Here is a 20410-nt window from a genome sequence, read left to right on the forward strand (position 1 = left end):
GCCGCCGTGCGGGGCCAGGACGGACGACGGAGCCCGGGGCGGGAACCGACGGCGGGGCCCGGGGGCGGGGGCCTAACCGGCGACGGCCGCGTCCAGGTCCGACATGATCAGGTCGCCGACGACGGCCGCCGCCGCGCGGTAGCCGCCGCTCGCCGCGTGCACGACCTGCTCGCCGAAGCCCATCGCGTTGCCGGCGGTCCACACGCCGGGCGCGGTGGTCCGGCCCGTCGGGTCCACCACGGGGTAGGAGCCGAACGGGGTCTCCTGCAGCTCCGCGCCCAGCCGCTCCATCAGACCGGTCTGCGGTACGGCCTTCGGGGCGACGAACACCACCGAGCGGTCGTGCACGGTGCCGTCCGCCAGCCGGACCCCGGTGAGCCGGTCGTCCTCGACCCGCAGTCCGGCCACCTCACCGGGCACCACCTTGACCCGGGCCGCGGCGAGCCGGCGCAGGTCGTCGTCGGACAGCTCCTCCTCGGCGACCGTGTGCAGGAAGAGGGTCACGTCGTCCGACCAGCCGGAGACCATCAGCGCCTGGTGCACGCCGAGCGGGCCGGCGGCGAGGACGCCGAAGCGCTCGCCGCGCACCTCCCAGCCGTGGCAGAACGGGCAGTGCAGCACGTCCCGGCCGAACCTCGCGGCGACGCCGGGCACCGCCGGCAGCTCGTCCCGGAGCCCGGTGGTGACGATCAGCCGACGGGCGCGGACGGTCCGCCCGCCGGCCAGCTCCACGGCGAAGTCCTCGCCCCGGGCCACGTCCACGGCCCGGTCGCGGACGAGTTCCACGCCGTACCGCGCGATCTCCTCCCGGCCGAGCGCGAGGAACCCGGCGGGCGACATGCCGTCCCGGGTCAGGTACCCCTGCATGTGGTCCGAGGGCGCGTTGCGCGGTTCTCCGGCGTCGACGACCAGGGTGCGCAGCCGCGAGCGGCCGAGGACGAGCGCGGCGGAGAGTCCGGCCGCGCCACCGCCGACGACGACCACGTCGTACCTCCCGGGCAGGTCCTTGCTCCCGGGCAGGTCCTTGCTCTGGGTGTTCAGGGTCATGGTGACCACCTCCACGGAAAAGGTCCCTCGAAGCCGCCGGGATTGACAAATGTGTTTGCCGGTTCTGCAATAAGTGCATGACGACTGCAGACGACGTTCTCGCCGGTGTCGGACCGAGGCTGCGCCAGGTGCGCAAGGAGCGGGAGGTGACCCTGGCGGCGCTCTCCGAGACGACCGGCATCTCGGTGAGCACCCTGTCGCGGCTGGAGTCGGGGCTGCGCAGGCCGAGCCTGGAGCTGCTGCTGCCGATCGCCCAGGCCCACCAGGTGCCGCTGGACGAGTTGGTCGGCGCGCCGCCGGTCGGCGATCCCCGGGTGCGCGCCAAGCCGATCGAGCACCACGGCCGCACTCACTGGCCCCTCACCCGTCAGCCGGGGGGACTGCAGGCGTTCAAGGTGCTGGAGCCCCGCCGGAAGGAGGAGCCGGACCCGCGGACCCACGAGGGGTACGAGTGGCTCTACGTCCTCTCCGGCCGGCTGCGCCTCGTGCTCGGCGACCACGACGTGGTGCTGTCGGCGGGGGAGGCCGCCGAGTTCGACACCCGGGTGCCGCACTGGTTCGGGTCGACGGGGGAGGGGCCGGTCGAGTTCCTCAGCCTGTTCGGCCCGCAGGGGGAGCGGATGCACGTACGGGCACGGCCGGCCCGGGCCTGACGGTCCCGGGGTCTGCCTTGGCGACGGAGGCGTTCCGGACGAGTACCGACCCCGAGGCCCTGCTGCTCACGATGATGGCGGGCATCGGGGCGGAGATCTGCGGGCCGGGCTTCCGTGGCTGCCCGGTCATCAACGCCGCCGCCGAGTACCCGGAGGCGCGGCGGGCCGGGGTCTGTCCTGAGGCGAGGTGGTCCTGGCCTGAGTCTCGGTGGCCGGGCGGCCAGGTGGCCCCGGGCCTGACCGTCCCGAGGTCCAGTCCTGGCGTCCCGGGTGCCCGTCCCGGGCGGTCCGGGCCCCGCTCCCGGCGGTCCGGGCCCGCTGCGGTGCCGGTGGCCCCGGTGTCCCGGCGGCCCGGTCGGCCGTGCGGCGCGACTGCCCGCGCCCTGTTCCCTGATCTGCAAGCGACCGCTTAGTATGCGGTGGACCCCGGACGGACGACGCAGTCGGTGGAGGCCCCGCATGCAGGCATGGCAGGTGCGCGAGAACGGCGAGCCGCGCGAGGTGATGCGTCTCGCGGACGTGGCGCCCCCGACACCCGGCGACGGCCAGGTCCTGCTGAGGGTCCGCGCCGCGAACATCAACTTCCCGGACGCCCTGCTGTGCCGGGGCCAGTACCAGGTCAGGCCGCCGCTGCCGTTCACGCCGGGCGTGGAGATCTGCGGCGAGACCGAGGACGGGCGCCGCGTCATCGCCACTCCGGCGCTCCCGCACGGCGGCTTCGCCGAGTACGCCGTCGCCGACGCCCGCGCCCTGCTGCCCGCGCCGGACGCCCTGGACGACGCCGAGGCCGCCGCCCTGCACATCGGCTACCAGACCGGCTGGTTCGGCCTGCACCGCCGGGCCCGGCTGGAGGCCGGTGAGACGCTGCTCGTCCACGCTGCCGCCGGAGGGGTCGGCAGCGCGGCCGTGCAGCTCGGCAAGGCCGCCGGCGCCACCGTCGTCGGTGTCGTCGGCGGCCCCGAGAAGGCGGCCGTCGCCCGCGAGCTGGGCTGCGACGTGGTCGTCGACCGGCGCAGCCAGGACGTCGTCGCGGCCGTGAAGGAGGCCACCGGCGGCCGGGGCGCCGACGTGGTCTACGACCCGGTGGGCGGCCAGGCCTACGCCCAGTCCGCCAAGACCGTCGCCTTCGAGGGCCGGATCGTCGTCGTCGGCTTCGCGAGCGGCACGATCCCCAGCCCCGCGCTGAACCACGCCCTGGTGAAGAACTACGCGATCCTCGGCCTGCACTGGGGCCTGTACAACACCAAGAACCCCGAGCTGGTCCAGCACTGCCACGAGCAGCTGACCGGGCTGGCCGCACGAGGCGCGGTCAAACCGCTGGTCAGCGAGCGGGTGGCGCTCGACGGGGCCGCGGAGGCCGTGCAGCGCGTCGCCGACGGCACGACGACCGGCCGCGTGGCCGTCGTCCCTCGGAAGGGAGCCGCAGCATGACCGACGCAGCGGAACTGCGCCGTCGTACACAGGAGTTGCTGGCCGCGCACCCGCCGGCGACCACCGCCCGCCTGGACTTCCTCCGGGCCCGCTTCGACGCCGGCCTCGCCTGGGTGCACTACCCGGAAGGCCTCGGCGGACTCGCCGCCCCCCGCTCCCTCCAGGCCGTCGTGGACGCCGGACTGACGGCCGCGGGCGCCCCCGACAACGACCCCCGGCGCATCGGCATCGGCCTCGGCATGGCCGCCCCGACCATCCTCCAGTACGGCACGGAGGAGCAGAAGCGCCGTCTCCTGCGCCCGCTGTGGACCGGCGAGGAGGTGTGGTGCCAGCTGTTCAGCGAGCCGGGTGCCGGCTCCGACCTGGCCGCGCTCGGCACCCGGGCCGTGCGTGAGGGCGAGGACTGGGTCGTCGACGGGCAGAAGGTGTGGACGTCCAGCGCGCACCTCGCCCGCTGGGCCATCCTCATCGCCCGCACCGACCCGGACGTGCCCAAGCACCGGGGCATCACGTACTTCCTGTGCGACATGACCGACCCCGGCGTGGAGGTCCGGCCGCTGCGCCAGGTCACCGGCGAGGCCGAGTTCAACGAGGTCTTCCTCACCGGCGTCCGCATCCCCGACTCCCGCCGCCTGGGCGGGATCGGCGACGGCTGGCGGGTCGCGCAGACCACGCTGAACAACGAGCGCGTCGCCATCGGCGGCACCCCGGTCCCCCGCGAGGGCGGCATGATCGGCAAGATCGCCGCGACCTGGCGCGAACGCCCCGAACTGCGCACCCACGACCTGCACCAGCGGCTGCTCGGCCTGTGGGTCGAGGCCGAGGTCGCCCGCCTCACCGGCGTACGCCTGCGCCAGCAGCTGGTGGCCGGCCAGCCGGGCCCCGAGGGCGCCGGGATGAAGCTGAACTTCGCCCGCCTCAACCAGGAGATCAGCGGACTGGAGGTCGAACTGCTCGGCGAGGAGGGCCTGCTGTACGACGACTGGACCATGCGCCGCCCCGAGCAGGTGGACTTCACCGGCCGCGACGCCGGGTACCGCTACCTGCGTTCCAAGGGCAACAGCATTGAGGGCGGGACCAGCGAGGTCCTGCTGAACATCGTCGCCGAGCGCGTCCTGGGCCTGCCCGCCGAGCCGCGCACCGACAAGGACGTCGCATGGAAGGACCTCGCCCGATGAGCGCACAGTCGGAACCCGGTCTGCTCTACTCGGAGGAGGAGGAGGCGCTGCGCGCCGCCGTCCGGGACCTGCTCACCGATCACTGCGACCCGGCGGGCGTCATCGCCCGCACCGAGTCGGCCGCGCCCCACGACCTGTCGCTGTGGAAGGCGCTCGGCGCGTCGATGGGCCTCGCGGGGCTCCTGATCCCCGAGGAACTCGGCGGGCAGGGCGCAGGCCCCCGGGAGGCCGCGGTGGTGCTGGAGGAGCTGGGGCGGGCGATCACTCCGGTGCCGTACCTGACGAGCGCCGTGGTCGCCACCGAGGCGTTGCTCGCCTGCGGGGCGGACGACCTGCTCACCGAGGTGGCGTCCGCGAGGACGGTGGCCGTACTCGCCGTCGGGCTGCACGCCGCGCCGGGGCGCGACCTGCCGCGGGTGCGACTCGAAGACGGCCTACTGCGCGGGGAGTTGACCGGCATCGCCGACGCGGCCGCCGCCGACGTGCTGCTGGTGCCCGCGGACGACGGCGGACTGCACGCGGTCCGCACCGCCGACGCGGCCGTCACCCCGCAGGTGTCCCTGGACCTGACCCGGCCGGTCGCGCGCGTGAGCCTCGACGGCGTCTCCGGCCACCGCCTCGGCGACGCCGGACCCGCGGTGCGGCGCGCCCTGCGGACCGGTGCCGGGCTCCTCGCCTCCGAGCAACTCGGCCTCGCCGACTGGCTGCTGACCGAGACGGTCCGGTACCTCAAGGAACGCAGGCAGTTCAACCGCCAGGTCGGCGGCTTCCAGGCCCTCAAGCACCGGCTGGCCCGGCTGTGGCTGGAGGTCGCGGGCCTGCGCGCCGCGGCCCGCAGCGCCGCCGACGCGCTGGCGACCGGTCAGGACACCGACGTGGCCGTGGCCGTGGCGCAGGCGTACGCCGGCCAGGTCGCCGTCCGCGTCGCCGAGGAGGCGCTGCAACTGCACGGCGGCATCGGCATGACGTGGGAGCACCCGGTCCACCTCTACCTGAAGCGGGCCAAGGCCGACTCGATCGCCTACGGCACGGCGGGCGCCCACCGGGAGGCGCTGGCCGAACTGGTCGGCCTGCGAGCCCCCTGACGTCGCCCGCCCGGCCGGGAACGCCCGTCCCGCCGGGGGCGGGCGTTTCCGTGCCCGCCGCCTCGCCGAGGTGAACGACCGGCGGCGGTCCGGCCAACTCCCCGCCGGGGCCTGCTGTCCGGGGGCGTCGGGACCCCATACTCACAGCGTCCCGTACGGCACCTCCAGGGAGGCAGAGCATGGCCCTCACCACCCGACGCAGAGCCCTCACCACCCTCGGCGCCGCCCTCACGGGCGCGGCCGTCCTGCCCGCCGGCACCGCTCTGGCCGGTGAAGGCGGATACGGGCCGCGCCCGTTGTGGCGGGCCCACGCCCACAACGACTACGAGCACGCCCGCCCCCTGCTCGACGCCCTCGACCACCGCTTCGGGAGCGTCGAGGCCGACATCCACCTGGCCGGCGGTCAGCTCCTCGTCGCACACGATCCGGAGGACCTCGACCCCGGCCGCACCCTGGAGTCCCTCTACCTCGACCCGCTCGCCGCCCGGGTTCGCGCCCACCACGGCCGGGTGTACCGACGGGACCGCGGCTCCCTGCAGCTCCTGGTCGACATCAAGACCGAGGGAGCGTCGACGTACCGGGAACTGGACCGGCGGCTGCGCCGCTACAAGCACCTGTTCACCTCCTTCGCCCACGGACGGGTGCTCCCCGGCCCGGTCACCGTCGTGATCTCCGGCGACCGGGCGGCCCGCGTGCCCATGGAGGCGCAGAGCACCCGGCGAGCCTTCTACGACGGCCGCCTCACCGACCTCGGCACCTCCGCACCGGCCTCCTTCGTGCCGCTGATCAGCGACAACTGGGCGCTCCACTTCACCTGGCGGGGTGTGGGCGCCTTCCCGGTGGCCGAGCGGCGCAAGCTGCGGGACATCGTCGGCGCGGCGCACGCCCGCGGGCAGCGGGTGCGGTTCTGGGGCACACCCGACCTGGCCGGCCCCGCCCGGGACGCGGTGTGGGCCGAACTGCTCTCCGCCGGTGCCGACCATCTCAACACCGACGACCTCGCCGGCCTGGAGGCCTTCCTCGACGCCCACCGGGACGCGTAGGGCGCCGCGGGACACCACTCGTTCGGAGGACAGGTCAGCCGCCCGGACGAACCCTCCGCTACGCCACACTTGCGGCCGAACGCCGCGAAGCGGACGTGGCGGAGGAGGTTGACGATGGCCGTTTCCATCTCTGTGGTGCTGTTGCTGTCCGTCCTGGCGGTGATCTTCCTGCGGAACGGCGGGCTGAAGGTCTCGCACGCACTGGTCTGCCTGCTGCTCGGCTTCTGCCTGGCCGGCACCAGCATCGCCCCGACCATCAGCAGCGGTCTGACCGCGACGGCGGACATCGTCAGCGGCCTCAGGCCGTGACGCGCGCGGGCCGGGCGCCGCGGCGCCCCGGCGGGGCGGCCCCGGCCCCGGTCCGCCCGCCGGTGACCGCCGGCGAGGACGTGTCACCGGTCCGCTCCTGACGCCCCGTCACCTGGTGCCGACGCCCGGGGCGGGCGCGCCGGACCGCGGAGGTCCAGGGGCGGCCGGGTGTCGACCAGGCGGGAACGGATGAGGAAGCGCACTCCCTCGGGGGCCTCCAGGGAGAAGCCGCCGCCCCGGCCCGCGACGACGTCCACGATCAGCCGGGTGTGGCACCACGCCGCGTACTGGCCGCGCGACATCCAGAACGCCACCGGTTCCCCGACACCCTCGACCACCAGCTCCGCCAGCAGCACGTCCGCGGCGCCGGTGCGGAACTCGCCGGCCGGAAAACACATGGGGGAGCTGCCGTCGCAGCAGCCACCGGACTGGTGGAACATCAGCGGGCCGTGCGCCTCGCGGAGCCGCCGCAGCAGTGCTGCCGCTTCCGGGGTGAGTACGACGCGGGGGGTCTCCTCGTGTGGGTCGCGCATGCCGTGCATGCCAGCACGGGGAAGGTTGCGGGAGGGTTGCACCCCATACCTCCTTTGACATACCTATCTCTTCATAGTTACCGTTCTCGGGTGACCGACTCCAGCACCCCCCGCCGGGACATCGACCGTGTGGCCTCCGGGCTCGCGGCACGCCTCCCCGCGCTGCACCGGGCGCTGGACCGACGGGTCGCCGCCCAGTACCCGCATCCCAAGCCCTCGGAGGGCCAGCTCACGCTGCTGCGGTTCGTCGCCCAGCGCGAGGGCGCCACGGTGCGCGAGGCCGCCGAGGCCCTGCTGATGAAGCCGAACAACGTCAGCGCCCTGGTCTCCCAGCTCACCGGGCGGGGCGATCTGGAGCGCAGGCAGGACGACGCCGACAAGCGGGTCGCCCACCTCCACCTCACGGCCACCGCCCGGGAGCGGCTGTCCGAGGTGCGGGAGCTGGAGACCGCGTTCCTCCGCCACGCCCTGGCCTCCCTCACCGAGGGCGAGCAGGGCGCGCTCGGGTCCGCCCTGGACGCCCTCGACGCGTTGACGAGGCACCTCCACCCCGCCGCCCGCTGACCGGGCGCGACCAGGCCCTTTCCGCCGGGCGCGGGCACACCGCCGTGCCCGCGCCCGGCCCGCCGTGTTCCCGCGCGCCGCCGCGTCCCCACCGCTCCGCCCCTGAATCCGGAAGAGAAGGCACACCCATGCCGTCCACGTCCGTGGATCACCCCACCCCACCCGCGGCAGCGTCCGCCCCGCCCGCGGCCGGCCGGCCGCGGGGCAATCCCTGGCTGACCCTCCTCGCGGTCGCGTTCGGACTGTTCATGGTCCAGCTCGACGGCTCCGTCGTCGCCATCGCCAACCCCGAGATCGGCAGCGACCTGCACGCGTCGACCGCCGAGCTGCAGTGGGTGACCAACTCCTACCTGCTCGCGCTCGCCGCCACGCTCATCCTCGGCGGCAAGCTCGGCGACCGGTTCGGCCGGCGCACCTACTACCTCGTGGGCGTCGCCGGCTTCACCCTCGCCTCGGTCGCCATCGGCCTGTCCGGGTCGATCGAGGGCGTGGTCGCCTTCCGTGCCCTCCAGGGCGCCTTCGGCGGACTGCTGATGCCCAACACCCTCGGGCTGCTCCGCTCCGTGTTCCCGCCCAGGAGGTTCGGCATGGCCGTGGGCATCTGGGCCATGGTCTCCGCCGTCGCGACGGCACTCGGGCCCATCGTCGGCGGCCTCCTCGTGGAGCACGTCGACTGGGAGTCCGTCTTCTACGTCAACGCCCCCATCGGCGTCGCCGCCATCGTCTTCGGAGCCCTCGTCCTCCCCGAGAGCCGCAACGCCGCCGGCCGGGAACGCTTCGACATCCCCGGCCTCGCCCTGCTGGCCCTCGGCCTGCTCGCCGTGGTCTTCGGCGTGGTCAAGGGCGAGACCTGGGGCTGGACATCGGCCGGAACCCTGGGCTCCGTCGCCGCCGGCCTCGTGCTGCTGCTCGTCTTCGGCTGGTACGAGACCCGCGTCGAGCACCCGCTGCTGCCGATGCGCCTGTTCCGCAGCCGGGCGCTGACCATCGGCGCGATCATCACCGCGCTGAACTTCTTCGTCATGCTCGGCGTGATCTTCTTCGTCATGCTCTACCTGCAGAACGTGCGCGGTTTCACGCCGGTCGAGGCGGGGGTGCGGACGCTCCCGCTCAGTCTCGCCTCGCTGGTCGCCTCACCCCTGGGCGCGGCCCTGACCCAGCGATTCGGGTCCCGGCTGACCATGCCGCTGGGCATGCTGCTCCAGGCTGCCGCCTGCTTCGGCATGCTCACCTGGCAGACCGACTCCTCCTACGCCACGATGTGGCCGCCGTTCATCGCGCTCGGCCTCGGCGTCGGCATGGTGATGTCCGCCTCCTCGGACGCCATCGTCGGCAACGCCCCCGTCCGGGACGCCGGTGTGGCAGGCGGACTGCAGGCCACGACCCTGCAGATCGGCGGCGCACTGGGAACGTCCGTGCTGGTCTCCCTGATCAGCGGCAAGGTCGGTGCCACCCTCACCGGCGAGCTGACCGGCGCGGGCGTGCCCCCGGCCGTGGCCCACGGCATGCGGGAGGCGAAGGACGCCGTGGCGATGGGCGTGGCGCCCGTCTCCGGTGACATGCCGGCCGGCCTGCGGGCCGCCGTGGTGGAGGGCAGCGGGCAGGCGTTCATGAACGGCGTGCACGCGGCCGTGATCGTCACCGGCGTTCTCTGTGTGCTCGGCGCCGTGCTCGCCGCGGCCGGCATCCGGCGCACCGCGCAGCAGCCGGCGGACCACTGAGGCCGTGAAGGGCGGTGCCCCTCCGTGGTGAGGGGTGCCGCCGACGGCGTGTCTCAGAAATCCCCGGCCGCGGAGCGGGGGAGCACCGTGACCCGGTGGAAGTTGCAGTCCGAGGGCAGGTCCGCGGGAGACCTGGCCTGATGGGCTTTCAGCGCGATGCTCACCAGGCTCAGCAGCAGGTCGACGTCGGTGTCGCAGTCCAGGTGCACGGTCACCCACCGGGAGCCGGGGACCAGGCGGATGGCACTGGAGCCGCCGAGGTCGTACTGGAAACGCTGGATGGCCCGGTGGGTGAGGTGGAGGTCGACGTCCCGGTCGGAGTGGAAGTGGACTATCTCGTCGCGGACGGAGCGCAGCGCCCGTCCGGTTCCGCAACTGGCCGGACCCGCGGTGAGGTCGGGCCAGGCGTGCAGCCGCTCAAGGGCGCGCTGGGCCAGAGTCATGACCCCATCGTCGCTCGATCACCGCCCGGCAACCAGTGGTTGAGTGATTTGTAACCGGCACGTGAGGTTGCCCGGCGCGCGGAAGACCGGGGGGAGGTGCCGCGCCACCGGCCGCGGCACCTCCCCCCGGGAGGTGCTACGGCGCCACGCAGCCGATCGTCCCCACGGGGAAGTCGTTGCCCGTGGACGTGGCCGTGAACCCGAAGGTGACGCTGCCGTCCGGCGGGACGACGCGGTTGTGGTCCACGTTGCGGACCTTGACCGTGCCGTCGGTGCCGCTGGTCAGAGACCCGTTCCACACACCGCCGAGCCTGGTCCCGTCGCCGGGCCGCCACTGTACGGCCCAGCCGTTCAGCGGCTCCGTGCTGTGGTTCATCACCTCCACGGAGCCCTGGAAGCCGCCGCTCCAGGAGTTCTCCACGTGGTAGACGGCCATGCAGGAACCGGTGTGGGTGGGCGGGGGCGTCGTCGGAGGCGTCGTCGGGGTCGGCGTGCCGCCCGAACCGCGGATGCCGGTCACCTCGCCGTTGCCGCCGTCGAAGACGACGTCGGAGCAGGAGAAGAAGTTCTCCTGGCTGTCCGAACGCACCCACTGCATGAAGATCAGCGCGTCCCCCGACCGCCCGGAGGGCAGCGCCAGGTCCCAGTGGTAGTGGCCCCCGTCGGTGCCCGCCGAGCCCCGCTGGGGCGGGTCGGTCACCGTCTGGATCAGGTCCAGGTCGTCCCAGCCCAGCTCGGACGTGGGCGACCAGCCGGGCTTGGTCAGGTAGACCCGGAAGTCACCCGGGTGGGCCGCCCAGTTGCTGTAGTTCACCTGGATCGTGGAGCCGGACGTCAGATGCGTCCGGGGCCAGTCGGCGCGGGCCGCGTTGTAGCCGGAGAAGTCGTACGGGGACCGGTCGCCGGCGCTGCACAGCGTGCCGTCCGGCACATAACCGGCGCCGCGCCCGCCCGCGTTGGAGTCGAGGACGGCGAACCAGTTGTACAGGGCCGTCGCACCGCTCCGGTCGAGGGCGCTCCGGCAGGCCGGGTTCGTCGGGTCGAGGGCGCCGGTGCCGGTCTTGGCGTCCAACTGGCAGAGGTAGGTCCGTGAGCCGGGCATCATCGCCACGCCGTGCGCCTCGGCCCGTCCCTGTCCGAGCAGGAAGGTCACGCCGAGCGCACTGAGCAAGGTGGCCATTATCGCCGCGAGGGAGAGGTATCTGCTGCGTCGAGCCATGGGGTCTCCTGTTTCCGGGTGCGGGGTCTTCCGGTCGGTGATGATCAGGGCATGGCAAGCAGGGGTGGTGAGCGGGAGTGGTGAGCGGGGCGTGTCGAACAGGTGTGAGGCACGGGGACGGCGGCGGGGGCCGGGTGAGGGAAGCGTGCGGTGGGGCCCCGCGAAGCTGCGGTGGGGCCCCGCGAAGCTGCGGTGGGGCCCCGCGAAGCGTGCGGTGGGACCCTGCGGAGCATGTGGTGGGGCCCCGCGGAGCATGCGGTGGAACCCCCGCCCGCCCGGGGAACGTGCTTCGTCCGGACGGGCGAGGGAGTGGTGGCCCCGGCGCGGCTGTCACACCGTGGTGCAGGCGGCGTCGTTCAGGCTGAACCCGTCCGGCTCGGCGAACGCGCCGCCGTAGGCGCCCTGGAAGCCGAACGACAGACTGCCGCCGGGTGCGATCCGGGCGTTGTGGCTCAGGCCGGTGGCCGTGACGGAGCCCGTCGACGGGGTGACGGAGGCGTTCCAGGCGTTGGCGATCCGCTGGCCGGAGGGCAGGGCGAAGGCGAGCCGCCAGCCGTCGACGGGGGCCGGTCCCGTGTTGGTGACGGTGACGTCGGCGGTGAAACCGCCCTGCCAGACGTTCGTCCTGTAGGCCACCTCGCAGGCCGCCGGGTCACCGGGGCCGGGGCCGGGGCCGGGGCCGGGGTCGCCCGGAGTCCCGCCGGTCTCGACGGTGGAGGAGAAGGAGTGCACGGCCAGGCCGGCGCCGTTCTGCCACGGCTCGAAGCCTGCCTGCACACTCGTCAGGTACCAGTCGTTCCCGGCGAGTCCGCGTGCGACGGTCGCCCGGACGAAGTCCATGACGTCGAAGCTCCAGGCGCTGATCGCCGCCGGGGCCACGAAGGACAGCACGTCGTTGGCGCCGTTGCTGCCCGTCCACACGTCCCAGGTCCGCCCGCCGACGGTGGCCGTGCCGACCGGTGAGCCGATGGGCTGGACCGGCCCCACCTTGTTGAACCAGATCATGATCTCGGTCCGGTTCACCCCGTCCGTCCGGGGCGTCGGATCCAGCCAGATGTCGTACGAGGCGTTGTAGACGGCGTCGCCGACGAAGCCGTACGAGATGCTGGAGGGCGCCCCGGAGATCGTGCTGAGCCGCGCGGGGAGGTTGGTGCCCGGTGAACAGTTCGTGTAGTGGCAGCCGTTGAAGACCGAGGGGTACGACTTCGGTGCCCCGTTGGTCGGCACCGAGCCGTCGGCCTGGCCGACCCGGAAACCGGTGTCGGTGGCGGTGACGCACTGGGTCGCGCTGGAACCCCAGCGGTTGTTCTGGACGACGTACCGTCCCTGGATCGTGGTCGTCCCGAACGGTTCGCAGATCGTGGTGTCCGCCTGGGCGGGCGCCGCCGCCGTCACGAGGGACGCGACGACGGCGAAGATCGCGATGAGCGCGCCTACAAGGCCGCGCGGGGTGCGGACGTGGGGCCGTAACGGTCGCATGGGGCCTCTCCGGAAAAGTGCGGGGGAAAGGGGGGGCCGGGCGGGAGCTCTCCCGGCCCCCCACGGATGGGAGCGCTCCCATTCACCGGTTGACTGGGGACTGTAGAAGCGGTTCATGTTCCTGACAAGACTGTGCGCGGAGTACATGTCGAGGGATTCCCGAAACCCCAGGTGAGAGGGTGCGGGGTGATACGGGTGACCGGGAGCGCTCCCCGGTGCCCGGCCTCCTCAGGCCGAGTCGCGCAGGACCAGTTCCGTGCGGAGGATGACGTGCCGCCAGGCGACGGGCGACTCCTCCATCTCCTCCAGCAGGAGCCGCACCATCGTCCGGCCGATCTCGTCCAGCGGCTGCCGGACCGTCGTCAGCGGGGGGTCCGTCGGCCGGGCCGGCTGGAAGTCGTCGAAGCCGATCACGGCGACGTCCTGCGGCACCCGCCGGCCCGCCGCCCGCAGGGCGCTCAGCGCACCGGCGGCCATCGTGTCGGAGGCGGCGAAGACCGCGTCCAGTCCGGGGTGCCGCGCGATCAGAGCGGTCGTCGCCCGGCGACCGCTCTCCTCCGTGAAGTCGTCGCCCTCGACGATCAGTGAGGGCCTGCTCTCCACACCCGCCAGCTCCAGCGCCTCCCGGTACCCGCGCAGCCTGCACTGGGCGACGTACATGTCGAGTGGGCCGCTGATGGCCCCGATCGTGCCCCGGCCGCCGTCCAGCAGGTGGGTGACCGCGCCGCGCGCGCCGCCGACGTTGTCCGCGTCGACGTAGGTGACGCTCTCGTCGCCGGAACGCCGCCCCAGCATGACGGTGGGCAGCCCCGCCTTGGCGAGCATGTCCGGCAGCGGGTCCTCGGCGTGCACCGACATCAGCAGCACGCCGTCGACCCGGCCGCCGCGGGCGTACTCCACGAAGCGTCGCCGCTCGGTGTCCGTGCGGACCAGAGTGAGCAGCAACTGCACCGGGGTGTCCGTGAGGGCGTCGCCCACGGAGTGGACGATCTCGCTGAAGAACGGTTCGCCGAACAGCCGCCAGTCCGGCTCCGTCATGACCAGCGCGACGGCGTCCGCACGGTGTCCGGCCAGGGAGCGGGCCGCGAGGTTCGGGACGTACCCCAGCTCGGCGATGGCCTGCTGCACGGCGCGGCGCGTCGAGTCCCGCACACCGGCCGCGTTGTTGATGACCCTCGAGACGGTGCCCCGCCCCACACCGGCGAGCGCGGCCACCTCCTCCAGCGTCGGCGTACCGGGACGCTGCCTGCCCATGACCGCCTCCCCCTCACGAGATCGTTCGATACTACGGCGGCCCGCCCGGCTCGGCGGGCCGATCGCGGCGGCGCCCGGAGAATTGGCGGAGTTCGGGGGCTGCGGGGCGGGCGGGCCGCTCGGGGCGGGGGCGCGCCCCGAGGAGACCCCGCGCCAGGTCCGTGTCCGTACCGGACCGACCGGCCGGCCGGGGTGCCCGGCCGCCGCGCCGGTGCCCCCGTGGCCGCTGGTCGTCGTGTGCACGGTGCGCCGGGTGCCGCCGCCGTCGGACAGCTGCACCTCGTAGGACTCGGCGTACGCCGGCCCGCCGGACGTTGCAGAGGTCCCCGTAGGAGATCACCGCGTACGGGTCGAGGTCCGGGGGGTTGCGCCGGTGGTAGAGCCAGGCGTGGGTCCAGGCGTCCGTGGACGTGGCCCGGTGGCCGGGCTTTCCCGGCGTGCCCGCCTCACGGTGGCCGGCCGGTCGTCGGGCCACCCCTTGAGCGGCAGGGCGGGGCGACCTGGCAGGGCCGTCCGCCACCCCTTCGAGCCCGGCCCGTCGCAGGGGCTGCATCGACAGATCCGCGCTCGTGTGCGGCCTGGGCCGGCCGCCGGCGCGGGGCGGGCGCGTCTGCGCCGGACCGGCCCGAGGGCTGCCCGGCGTCGCCGGCCGGGCGGCTGGTGACGGGAAGGCGGCCGGACGAGCCCGGCTTCAGTAGTCGGCGGGGCAGTACAGCGGTGCCGTGTCCGCGTTGTCCTCGGTGACCAGGCGGATCGGGGTGTGGTCGATCTTCTCCGCCTTGCGTCCGCGCAGCAGGGCGATGGTGTTGCGGACGGCCAGGTCGCCGGTGTTCCCGGCCGAGTTGGCCACCGTCGCGGAGAAGCGCCCGTCCTTCAGCGCGGCGAGAGCCTCGTCGGTGCCGTTGACCGTCACGATCCTGACCTGGTCGGCACCGGCCGCGTCGAAGGCCTTCCGGGCGGCGAAGGCCATCTGCTCGTTGGCGACGAAGGCGTAGTCCAGGTCCGGGTGGGCCCGGGCCATGGCGTCGGCGACCTTTCCGGCCTTGCCGGCGTCGTACATGCCGGGCTGCTCGGCGACCACTTCGGCGTTGGCGGGCAGGCCCTCGGTGAAGCCGCCGACGAGCAGGTCGGAGGCGGCGCCCGGCGCCCCGGCGATGACACCGACCTCCACGTCCCGGCCCGCCGCGTCGTCGGTGATCCACTCGGCGTCCAGCCGCCCGACGGTCTCCAGGTCGACGACCACCGCGCCCAGGATGTCGTCCGGGTCGGCGCTGACGGAGGTCAGGAAGACGGGGATGTCCGCCTCCCGGGCCTTCTCGATGCCGCGTTCGAGGGTGTCCGTGTCGACGGTCTGCAGGATGATCGCGTCGACCTCGCGCGCGATCATGTCCTCGATGTTGGCCAGCTCGGTCGCGGGGTCCTGCTTCGAGTTGGCGGTGACCAGCCTCGCGAAGTTGTTCTTGGCGGTGATCTCCACGGACCGCTGGAGGCAGGTGTGGAACTGGCTGTCGCCGCCGTTGACGAACGCGAGGGTCAGCGGGCCGTCGTCCGCGGAACCGGAGTCGGACGGGTAGAGGCCGCAGCCGCTCAGGAGCAGGCAGACGCCGAGGAGCGACACGGGCGTGGCTCTTCGGCGGCGTGCGGGCGTGGGCATGGCTGGGCCGCCTTTCCGGGGGCATGTGTCAGGAGCGTCCGTGTGGGTCCGTCCACCGCCCGCGTGACGGGGGCGGCGTACGTGCGGTGGCCGCGGCTCCTGCGGCCACGCGACGGCGGAGACGGTACAGCCGTACGGAGGATCTTCACCCTTCGGGGAGCGCAAGGTAATCGTGCATGATGTCGCCGGCGTGGCGGCTCGCGGTGTCCGCGGGAGGTGCTCCGGCCGTTCTCTCCACCGTCCGCCGTCGCCTCCAAGGGCGCCGGCGAGGCTTTAGCGCGGAGCCGGGCCGGGCCGGGCCGCCGACGGCCTGGTCGACGGGGGCGTCGGCATGTGGGCGGTGCCCGCCACCTCCCGCCGCGGGGAGGGCGGCGGGAGGTGACGGGCACCGGGGCGAAGGGCGTCAGCGTGCGAGGCGGATCCGGGTGACGGTGTCCTCGGTCGCGGTGGCGCCGGACTTGTCGACCACGTAGGCGGTGCCGTCGGTGATCTCCACGTGGTTCGGGTTGGCGCCGGTGGCGATGGTCTCCTCGACCACGCCCTTCCTCACGTCCACCCGGGTCACGTTGGCGGCGGTGCGGTTGACCACCAGGACGTCGCCGGAGCGCTCGTCGGTGGCCACGGACAGGGCGCCGGCGCCGGTCGCCACGGACCGGGTGACGGCGCCCGACTTCAGGTCGACCACGGACAGGGTGCCCGAGGTCTGGTCGGCGGTGTAGGCGGTCTTGCCGTTCTTGGACAGCGAGACCGAGATCGGGCCGTCACCGGCCGGGAGGAAGCGCGGGGTCTCGGAGCCCCGCGCCAGCTCGATCAGACGGTCGTTGTTGAGGTCGGCCGCGTAGAGCGTGCCGGTCTTCTCGTTGACGGTCAGGCCGGTGGGGCCGGCGCCCTCGACGGTGACGCGCTCCTTCTCCTTCAGGGTCTTGGTGTCGAAGGCGACCAGGGTGCCGTCGCCGAAGGCGCTCGCCCACACCGTGTCGTGCTTCTCGTCGACGACGATCTCGCGGGCGTGGTTGACGTCCGGCAGGCTGGCGAGGTGCTCGCCGGTGCGCTGGTTGTAGACGGACACGGTGTTGTTGCGGGTGTTCGTCGTCCAGACGGTGTTGTGCTCGTCGTCGACGGCGACGCCGTAGACCGCCTCGACGGCGCCGGTGGCGGTGTCGGTGACCGGCGGGGTGAAGTCGGCCTCGATCTTCAGGGTCTTCGGGTCGACCTTCAGCAGGTGCGACTCGGTGACCGGCGGGCGGCCCACGGCGGCGGTGACCCACAGCACGTTGTTCCGCTCGGAGTAGGACGACTGGTACAGGCCCTTGGTGAGCGTGGCGGTGGTGACCGACGAGCCGGCGGACTGCGCGGACGCGGTGCCCGCCAGGGTGAGGGTGCTGCCCGCGGCGACCGCCACGGCTATGGCGGTGGCGACCGCGGCGCGGCGGCGGACGGAGGTGGCGGGGATGGACATGGTGGTGAAACTCCCTTTTCTCGGTGATGAACGGACAACTGCGGAGGGGGAAGTGGCTCGGGTGGCCGCCCGGAGACGGCGGTTTCAGGCGCCCGCGGCGGGACCGGCGGCGCTGCGGCGGCGGACGACGAGGAGCGTGGTGGCGGCGGCCCCGGCCGCGCCGCCGGCCGCCGCGGCCGCCGCGGACCAGGCGATCGTGGCGTAGGAGACGGGGCTTTCGACGGACGCCGCGGCCAGGGTCCCGGCGGGGGTGTCCGGGGTGGTGGTCCCGGACGTCGGGGAGGATGCGGCGGCCCCGTCCGTCGCGGTGACGACCGTGAACTCCACCTTCAGCGTGGTGGCCGGGTTCGGGGCGAGGAAGCGCAGCCAGTGGCCGCCCGCGGAGGTGTCCACCGGGACGGTGACCTCACCTTCGCGGGTGCCGCTGTCGTCGATGTCCCACTGTCCGAGGATGGCTTCGTCGTCGAGCTTGACAGTGACCTTTTCCCCGGCGGGGAACCCGGTCACCGTGAAGTGCAGGGTGCCGCCGGGCCGCACCTGGTCGGCGGTGATCTCGGCCTTGGCCCCGGCGGCGTTGGTCGCGCTGGCGGGGGCGCCCCAGGCGGCCGGCGCGGGGCTCGCGGCACCGTCCGTCGCGGAGGTGCCGGTCACGCCGGTCGGGGAGGTGCCCGCGGCGCCGGACGTCACCGTGAAGTCGGCCCGGAGGCTGGTGGGCGGGTTCGGGGCGAGGAAGCGCAGCCAGTGCGCGCCCTTGGCGGTGTCGGCGGGGACGGTGACGCCACCGGCGTACGACCCGTCGGAGCCGACCGTCCACTGGCCGAGGATCTTGCCGTCGTCCAGCTTGACCGTCAGCTGCTGACCGGCCGGGAAGCTGGTCACCCGGAACGAGACCCTGCCCCCCGCGGCCACCCGGGAGCCCGCGGTGAGGGTGGCGGACGTGCCCGCCGCCACATCGCCGGAGCCGGAGCCGCCCGTCGTCCCCGTCGCACCGCCGGCGCCGCCCGTACCGCTGCCCGAGCCGCCGCCCGTGCCGCCGGAACCGCTGCCCGTGCCGCCGCCCGCCGAACCGCCGCCGGAACCGTTCCCCTTGGGCGAGGTGACGGTGATGTCGGCCTTCAGACTGGTGGCGGGGGAGGGGGCGAGGACACGCAGCCAGTGCTTGCCGGCCGGGACGGAGGCGGGGACGGTCACCGTGCCGGAGAACGTCCCGTCGGCCTTCACCGCGTCGGACCACTGGGCGAGGATCTCACCGTCGTCCAGCTTCACCGTGACGTCCTGTCCCCCGACGAAGCCCGAGAGGGTGAAGGACACCTTGCCGCCGGCCGCCACCTCCCGCCCGCCGGTGAGCTTCACCGCGGGCTCGGTGACCGCCGACGGGGAGGGCGTGGGCGTGGGCTGCGCGGTCTGCGAGGGTGTGGGGGCCGGTGTCGGAGCGGGAGCGGCGGCCGTGACCGTCAGGTCCTCGCTGCGGACGCTCGTCTGCGGGGCCAGGAACCGCAGCCAGTGCCCGCCGCCGGCGCTCGCGTCGGCGGGGACTGTGACCGAGCCCGCGACGCTTCCGTCGTCGCCGACGGTGAACTGCTTCAGCAGCGTCGCGTCGTCGAACTTGACGCTCAGGGTGGCCCCGGCCGGGAACCCGGTGGCCGTGAAGGGGACCGCGCCGCCCTGCTCCACGCTCCCGGCACCCAGGGTGACCGAGGGCGCGGCCGTGTCCTCCGCCAGTGCCACCGCGCCGGCGGCCCCCGTGTCGCCGGTGGCGGCCATGGCCAGGGGGGCGGCGCACAGGGCGCCCAGACCGAGGGCCGCGCCGGCGGTCAGGGCGACCGCACGGCTCAGCCGGGCACCGGAGGGCGAAGCGGATCTTTCAGAGGTCATGGAAACTGCTCCTGGCAGGAGAAACGTCACGGAGAAGGACGTTCGAACAAGAGGGGCACATCGAGGGCGGCGAAGCCGGCGCGGAACGGGATGCGCGATCAACTAAGGTAAGGCTAACCTAACCTACAGATGGTGGACAGTCAAGATCATGGAAAGTCAACCGGAGTCCGCGTCCCCGCACCTCTCGGAGCCCCCGGAAGGCGCCCCGCACCGCCCGCCCCGTCTGCCCAGGCCGCATCCGGTGCCCCGCCTCGCCCGGCCGGTGTGCACACTGCCGGAACCGGGCGGCGAGGACGCCTTCTGGGCGGACGTGCGGGCCCGCGGCGGCACGCCCCTGGTGGGCCCCGACCCGCGCGGCGACGCCGACCACCGGGCGGTGACGTTCCTGTGGCGCGGCACCCCCGGCACCCGAGCCGTCGAGGTCCTGCCCAACAAGCTCGGCGACCCCCGCGACCCCGACGGCAACCTCATGGAACGCGTCCCCGGCACGGACGTCTGGCACTGGACCCTGCGTCTGCGGCACGACTGGCGCGGCACCTACGACCTGTACGTCGACGAGGGCGACGGACCGGACCCGGGAACCCCCGCCTGCCGGCGCCGTCTGCGCTCCCTGCGCCGCACCGACCCCTTCAACCCCCGCACGCTGCCCCACCGCTGGGAGACGGAGCCGGTGTCGTACGCGGAACTCCCGGCCGCCCCGCGCGCGGTGGACTGGGAACCGCGGCCCGGCATCCCGCGGGGCACCGTCACGGAGCACACCGTGGCGAGCGCCCGCCTCGGCGGCTCCCGCCGGGTCTGGCTGTACGAACCGCCCGGCGCGGTCCGGGAGCCGGCGGAGCTGCCGGTGCTGGTGCTGCTCGACGGCGAGCACTGGCAGCCCCGCCTCGGGCTCTCCCACCTCCTCGACAACCTCGTCGCCGACGGCCGCATCCCGCCCGTCGCCGCCGTGCTGCCGGAGGCCGTGGACGAGGCCACCCGCTGGGCCGAACTCTCCTGCCGGCCCGAGTACGTCGACTTCCTCACCGGTGAACTGCTGCCGTGGGCGGCGGGGTTCCTGCCCCTCGGCGACGATCCGGCGCACACCGTGATCGCCGGGCAGAGCCTCGGCGGACTCACCGCCGCCTACGCCGCGGCGGCGGCACCGCACCGCTTCGGCAACGCCCTCGTCCAGTCGGGCTCCTTCTGGTGGCCGGTGGAACCGGAGCCGGAGTGGCTCACCGGGGCCCTCGCCCGGACGCCCCGGCTGCCGGTGCGTTTCCGGCTCTCCTTCGGCGCACAGGAATGGGTGGCCCTGCCCGCCGCGCGCAGGCTGCGCGACACCCTGACGGCCCTCGGTTACCACGACTCCTCCTACCGGGAGTTCAACGGCGGACACGACTACCTCTGCTGGCGCACGGAACTGGCGGACGGGCTGGTGGAACTGCTGGGCCGCTGAGCCGGCTGCGGGGACCACTCCCGGCCCG

The 20410-nt window shown here is 73.8% G+C and carries 17 protein-coding genes and 1 pseudogene; 9 read left to right on the forward strand and 9 right to left on the reverse strand.

Annotation, left to right across the window (positions count from 1 at the left end; genetic code table 11):
- Window positions 1-72 precede the first annotated feature (72 nt).
- Complete coding sequence (locus ACVV2G_RS12590; protein WP_453842753.1) at window positions 73-1047, reverse strand: NAD(P)/FAD-dependent oxidoreductase; 975 nt, start codon at window positions 1045-1047, stop codon at window positions 73-75.
- A 77-nt stretch (window positions 1048-1124) separates the two neighbouring features.
- Between ACVV2G_RS12590 and ACVV2G_RS12595 the strand changes: the two genes are divergently transcribed.
- The 6 genes from ACVV2G_RS12595 to ACVV2G_RS12620 all read left to right on the forward strand — a co-directional run bounded on the left by ACVV2G_RS12595 (window position 1125) and on the right by ACVV2G_RS12620 (window position 6746).
- Window positions 1125-1700 carry a helix-turn-helix domain-containing protein gene (locus ACVV2G_RS12595; RefSeq protein ID WP_453842754.1) on the forward strand — a complete coding sequence of 192 codons (576 nt, stop codon included), beginning with the start codon at window positions 1125-1127 and terminating at the stop codon, window positions 1698-1700.
- 459 nt (window positions 1701-2159) lie between these two features.
- Complete coding sequence (locus ACVV2G_RS12600; protein WP_453842755.1) at window positions 2160-3131, forward strand: NADPH:quinone oxidoreductase family protein; 972 nt, start codon at window positions 2160-2162, stop codon at window positions 3129-3131.
- Window positions 3128-4309 (forward strand): acyl-CoA dehydrogenase family protein, encoded by a 1182-nt coding sequence (locus ACVV2G_RS12605; protein ID WP_453842756.1) that lies wholly within the window; start codon window positions 3128-3130, stop codon window positions 4307-4309. The genes ACVV2G_RS12600 and ACVV2G_RS12605 overlap by 4 nt, the downstream gene beginning before the upstream one ends.
- On the forward strand, window positions 4306-5394 hold the full coding sequence (locus ACVV2G_RS12610; RefSeq protein WP_453842757.1) for an acyl-CoA dehydrogenase family protein: 1089 nt from the start codon (window positions 4306-4308) through the stop codon (window positions 5392-5394). Before ACVV2G_RS12605 ends, ACVV2G_RS12610 begins: the two co-directional genes overlap by 4 nt.
- A gap of 179 nt (window positions 5395-5573) precedes the next feature.
- Window positions 5574-6437 (forward strand): phosphatidylinositol-specific phospholipase C/glycerophosphodiester phosphodiesterase family protein, encoded by an 864-nt coding sequence (locus tag ACVV2G_RS12615; RefSeq protein ID WP_453842758.1) that lies wholly within the window; start codon window positions 5574-5576, stop codon window positions 6435-6437.
- A 114-nt stretch (window positions 6438-6551) separates the two neighbouring features.
- Window positions 6552-6746: a hypothetical protein gene (locus tag ACVV2G_RS12620; protein WP_453842759.1), complete on the forward strand. Its 195-nt coding sequence runs from the start codon at window positions 6552-6554 to the stop codon at window positions 6744-6746.
- Window positions 6747-6916: 170 nt separating this feature from the next.
- Here the strand turns inward: ACVV2G_RS12620 and ACVV2G_RS12625 are convergent.
- A pseudogene (locus ACVV2G_RS12625) lies at window positions 6917-7279 on the reverse strand (DUF779 domain-containing protein); the annotation flags it as partial.
- Between the two features lie 90 nt (window positions 7280-7369).
- Between ACVV2G_RS12625 and ACVV2G_RS12630 the strand changes: the two are divergent.
- The gene (locus ACVV2G_RS12630; protein WP_453842760.1) at window positions 7370-7843 is read left to right on the forward strand and encodes a MarR family winged helix-turn-helix transcriptional regulator; all 474 of its coding nucleotides are present in this window, start codon (window positions 7370-7372) and stop codon (window positions 7841-7843) included.
- Between the two features lie 128 nt (window positions 7844-7971).
- Window positions 7972-9564: an MFS transporter gene (locus ACVV2G_RS12635; protein ID WP_453842761.1), complete on the forward strand. Its 1593-nt coding sequence runs from the start codon at window positions 7972-7974 to the stop codon at window positions 9562-9564.
- 53 nt (window positions 9565-9617) lie between these two features.
- Here ACVV2G_RS12635 and ACVV2G_RS12640 read toward each other — a convergent pair whose 3' ends face one another.
- The 7 genes from ACVV2G_RS12640 to ACVV2G_RS12670 form a co-directional block, all read right to left on the reverse strand.
- Window positions 9618-10007, reverse strand: a complete 390-nt coding sequence (locus tag ACVV2G_RS12640; RefSeq protein WP_453842762.1) for a luciferase domain-containing protein — start codon at window positions 10005-10007, stop codon at window positions 9618-9620.
- Between the two features lie 136 nt (window positions 10008-10143).
- Entirely contained in the window at window positions 10144-11226 is a 1083-nt protein-coding gene (locus ACVV2G_RS12645; RefSeq protein ID WP_453842763.1) for a lytic polysaccharide monooxygenase, read from the reverse strand.
- Window positions 11227-11556: 330 nt separating this feature from the next.
- The gene (locus tag ACVV2G_RS12650) at window positions 11557-12705 is read right to left on the reverse strand and encodes a glycoside hydrolase family 12 protein (RefSeq protein WP_453842764.1); all 1149 of its coding nucleotides are present in this window, start codon (window positions 12703-12705) and stop codon (window positions 11557-11559) included.
- Between the two features lie 228 nt (window positions 12706-12933).
- Window positions 12934-13959 carry a LacI family DNA-binding transcriptional regulator gene (locus ACVV2G_RS12655; RefSeq protein WP_453842765.1) on the reverse strand — a complete coding sequence of 342 codons (1026 nt, stop codon included), beginning with the start codon at window positions 13957-13959 and terminating at the stop codon, window positions 12934-12936.
- Window positions 13960-14650: 691 nt separating this feature from the next.
- On the reverse strand, window positions 14651-15613 hold the full coding sequence (locus tag ACVV2G_RS12660; RefSeq protein ID WP_453842766.1) for a sugar ABC transporter substrate-binding protein: 963 nt from the start codon (window positions 15611-15613) through the stop codon (window positions 14651-14653).
- Window positions 15614-16016: 403 nt separating this feature from the next.
- Window positions 16017-17072 (reverse strand): YncE family protein, encoded by a 1056-nt coding sequence (locus tag ACVV2G_RS12665; protein WP_453842767.1) that lies wholly within the window; start codon window positions 17070-17072, stop codon window positions 16017-16019.
- Between the two features lie 84 nt (window positions 17073-17156).
- On the reverse strand, window positions 17157-18947 hold the full coding sequence (locus ACVV2G_RS12670; protein WP_453842768.1) for a hypothetical protein: 1791 nt from the start codon (window positions 18945-18947) through the stop codon (window positions 17157-17159).
- 148 nt (window positions 18948-19095) lie between these two features.
- Between ACVV2G_RS12670 and fes the strand changes: the two genes are divergently transcribed.
- The gene (gene fes, locus ACVV2G_RS12675) at window positions 19096-20382 is read left to right on the forward strand and encodes an enterochelin esterase (protein ID WP_453842769.1); all 1287 of its coding nucleotides are present in this window, start codon (window positions 19096-19098) and stop codon (window positions 20380-20382) included.
- Window positions 20383-20410: the final 28 nt, after the last annotated feature.

The sequence above is a fragment of the Streptomyces sp. JK94 genome, assembly GCF_053613315.1.

Excerpts from the sequence above, each read along its gene's own strand:
- ACVV2G_RS12605 (WP_453842756.1), top strand. The coding sequence starts at position 3,128 with ATGACCGACGCAGCGGAACTGCGCCGTCGTACACAGGAGTTGCTGGCC.
- ACVV2G_RS12600 (WP_453842755.1), top strand. The coding sequence starts at position 2,160 with ATGCAGGCATGGCAGGTGCGCGAGAACGGCGAGCCGCGCGAGGTGATG.
- ACVV2G_RS12645 (WP_453842763.1), bottom strand. The coding sequence starts at position 11,226 with ATGGCTCGACGCAGCAGATACCTCTCCCTCGCGGCGATAATGGCCACC.
- ACVV2G_RS12610 (WP_453842757.1), top strand. The coding sequence starts at position 4,306 with ATGAGCGCACAGTCGGAACCCGGTCTGCTCTACTCGGAGGAGGAGGAG.
- ACVV2G_RS12595 (WP_453842754.1), top strand. The coding sequence starts at position 1,125 with ATGACGACTGCAGACGACGTTCTCGCCGGTGTCGGACCGAGGCTGCGC.
- ACVV2G_RS12635 (WP_453842761.1), top strand. The coding sequence starts at position 7,972 with ATGCCGTCCACGTCCGTGGATCACCCCACCCCACCCGCGGCAGCGTCC.
- ACVV2G_RS12590 (WP_453842753.1), bottom strand. The coding sequence starts at position 1,047 with ATGACCCTGAACACCCAGAGCAAGGACCTGCCCGGGAGCAAGGACCTG.
- ACVV2G_RS12620 (WP_453842759.1), top strand. The coding sequence starts at position 6,552 with ATGGCCGTTTCCATCTCTGTGGTGCTGTTGCTGTCCGTCCTGGCGGTG.
- ACVV2G_RS12660 (WP_453842766.1), bottom strand. The coding sequence starts at position 15,613 with ATGCCCACGCCCGCACGCCGCCGAAGAGCCACGCCCGTGTCGCTCCTC.
- ACVV2G_RS12655 (WP_453842765.1), bottom strand. The coding sequence starts at position 13,959 with ATGGGCAGGCAGCGTCCCGGTACGCCGACGCTGGAGGAGGTGGCCGCG.
- fes (WP_453842769.1), top strand. The coding sequence starts at position 19,096 with ATGGAAAGTCAACCGGAGTCCGCGTCCCCGCACCTCTCGGAGCCCCCG.
- ACVV2G_RS12665 (WP_453842767.1), bottom strand. The coding sequence starts at position 17,072 with ATGTCCATCCCCGCCACCTCCGTCCGCCGCCGCGCCGCGGTCGCCACC.
- ACVV2G_RS12615 (WP_453842758.1), top strand. The coding sequence starts at position 5,574 with ATGGCCCTCACCACCCGACGCAGAGCCCTCACCACCCTCGGCGCCGCC.
- ACVV2G_RS12640 (WP_453842762.1), bottom strand. The coding sequence starts at position 10,007 with ATGACTCTGGCCCAGCGCGCCCTTGAGCGGCTGCACGCCTGGCCCGAC.
- ACVV2G_RS12650 (WP_453842764.1), bottom strand. The coding sequence starts at position 12,705 with ATGCGACCGTTACGGCCCCACGTCCGCACCCCGCGCGGCCTTGTAGGC.
- ACVV2G_RS12670 (WP_453842768.1), bottom strand. The coding sequence starts at position 18,947 with ATGACCTCTGAAAGATCCGCTTCGCCCTCCGGTGCCCGGCTGAGCCGT.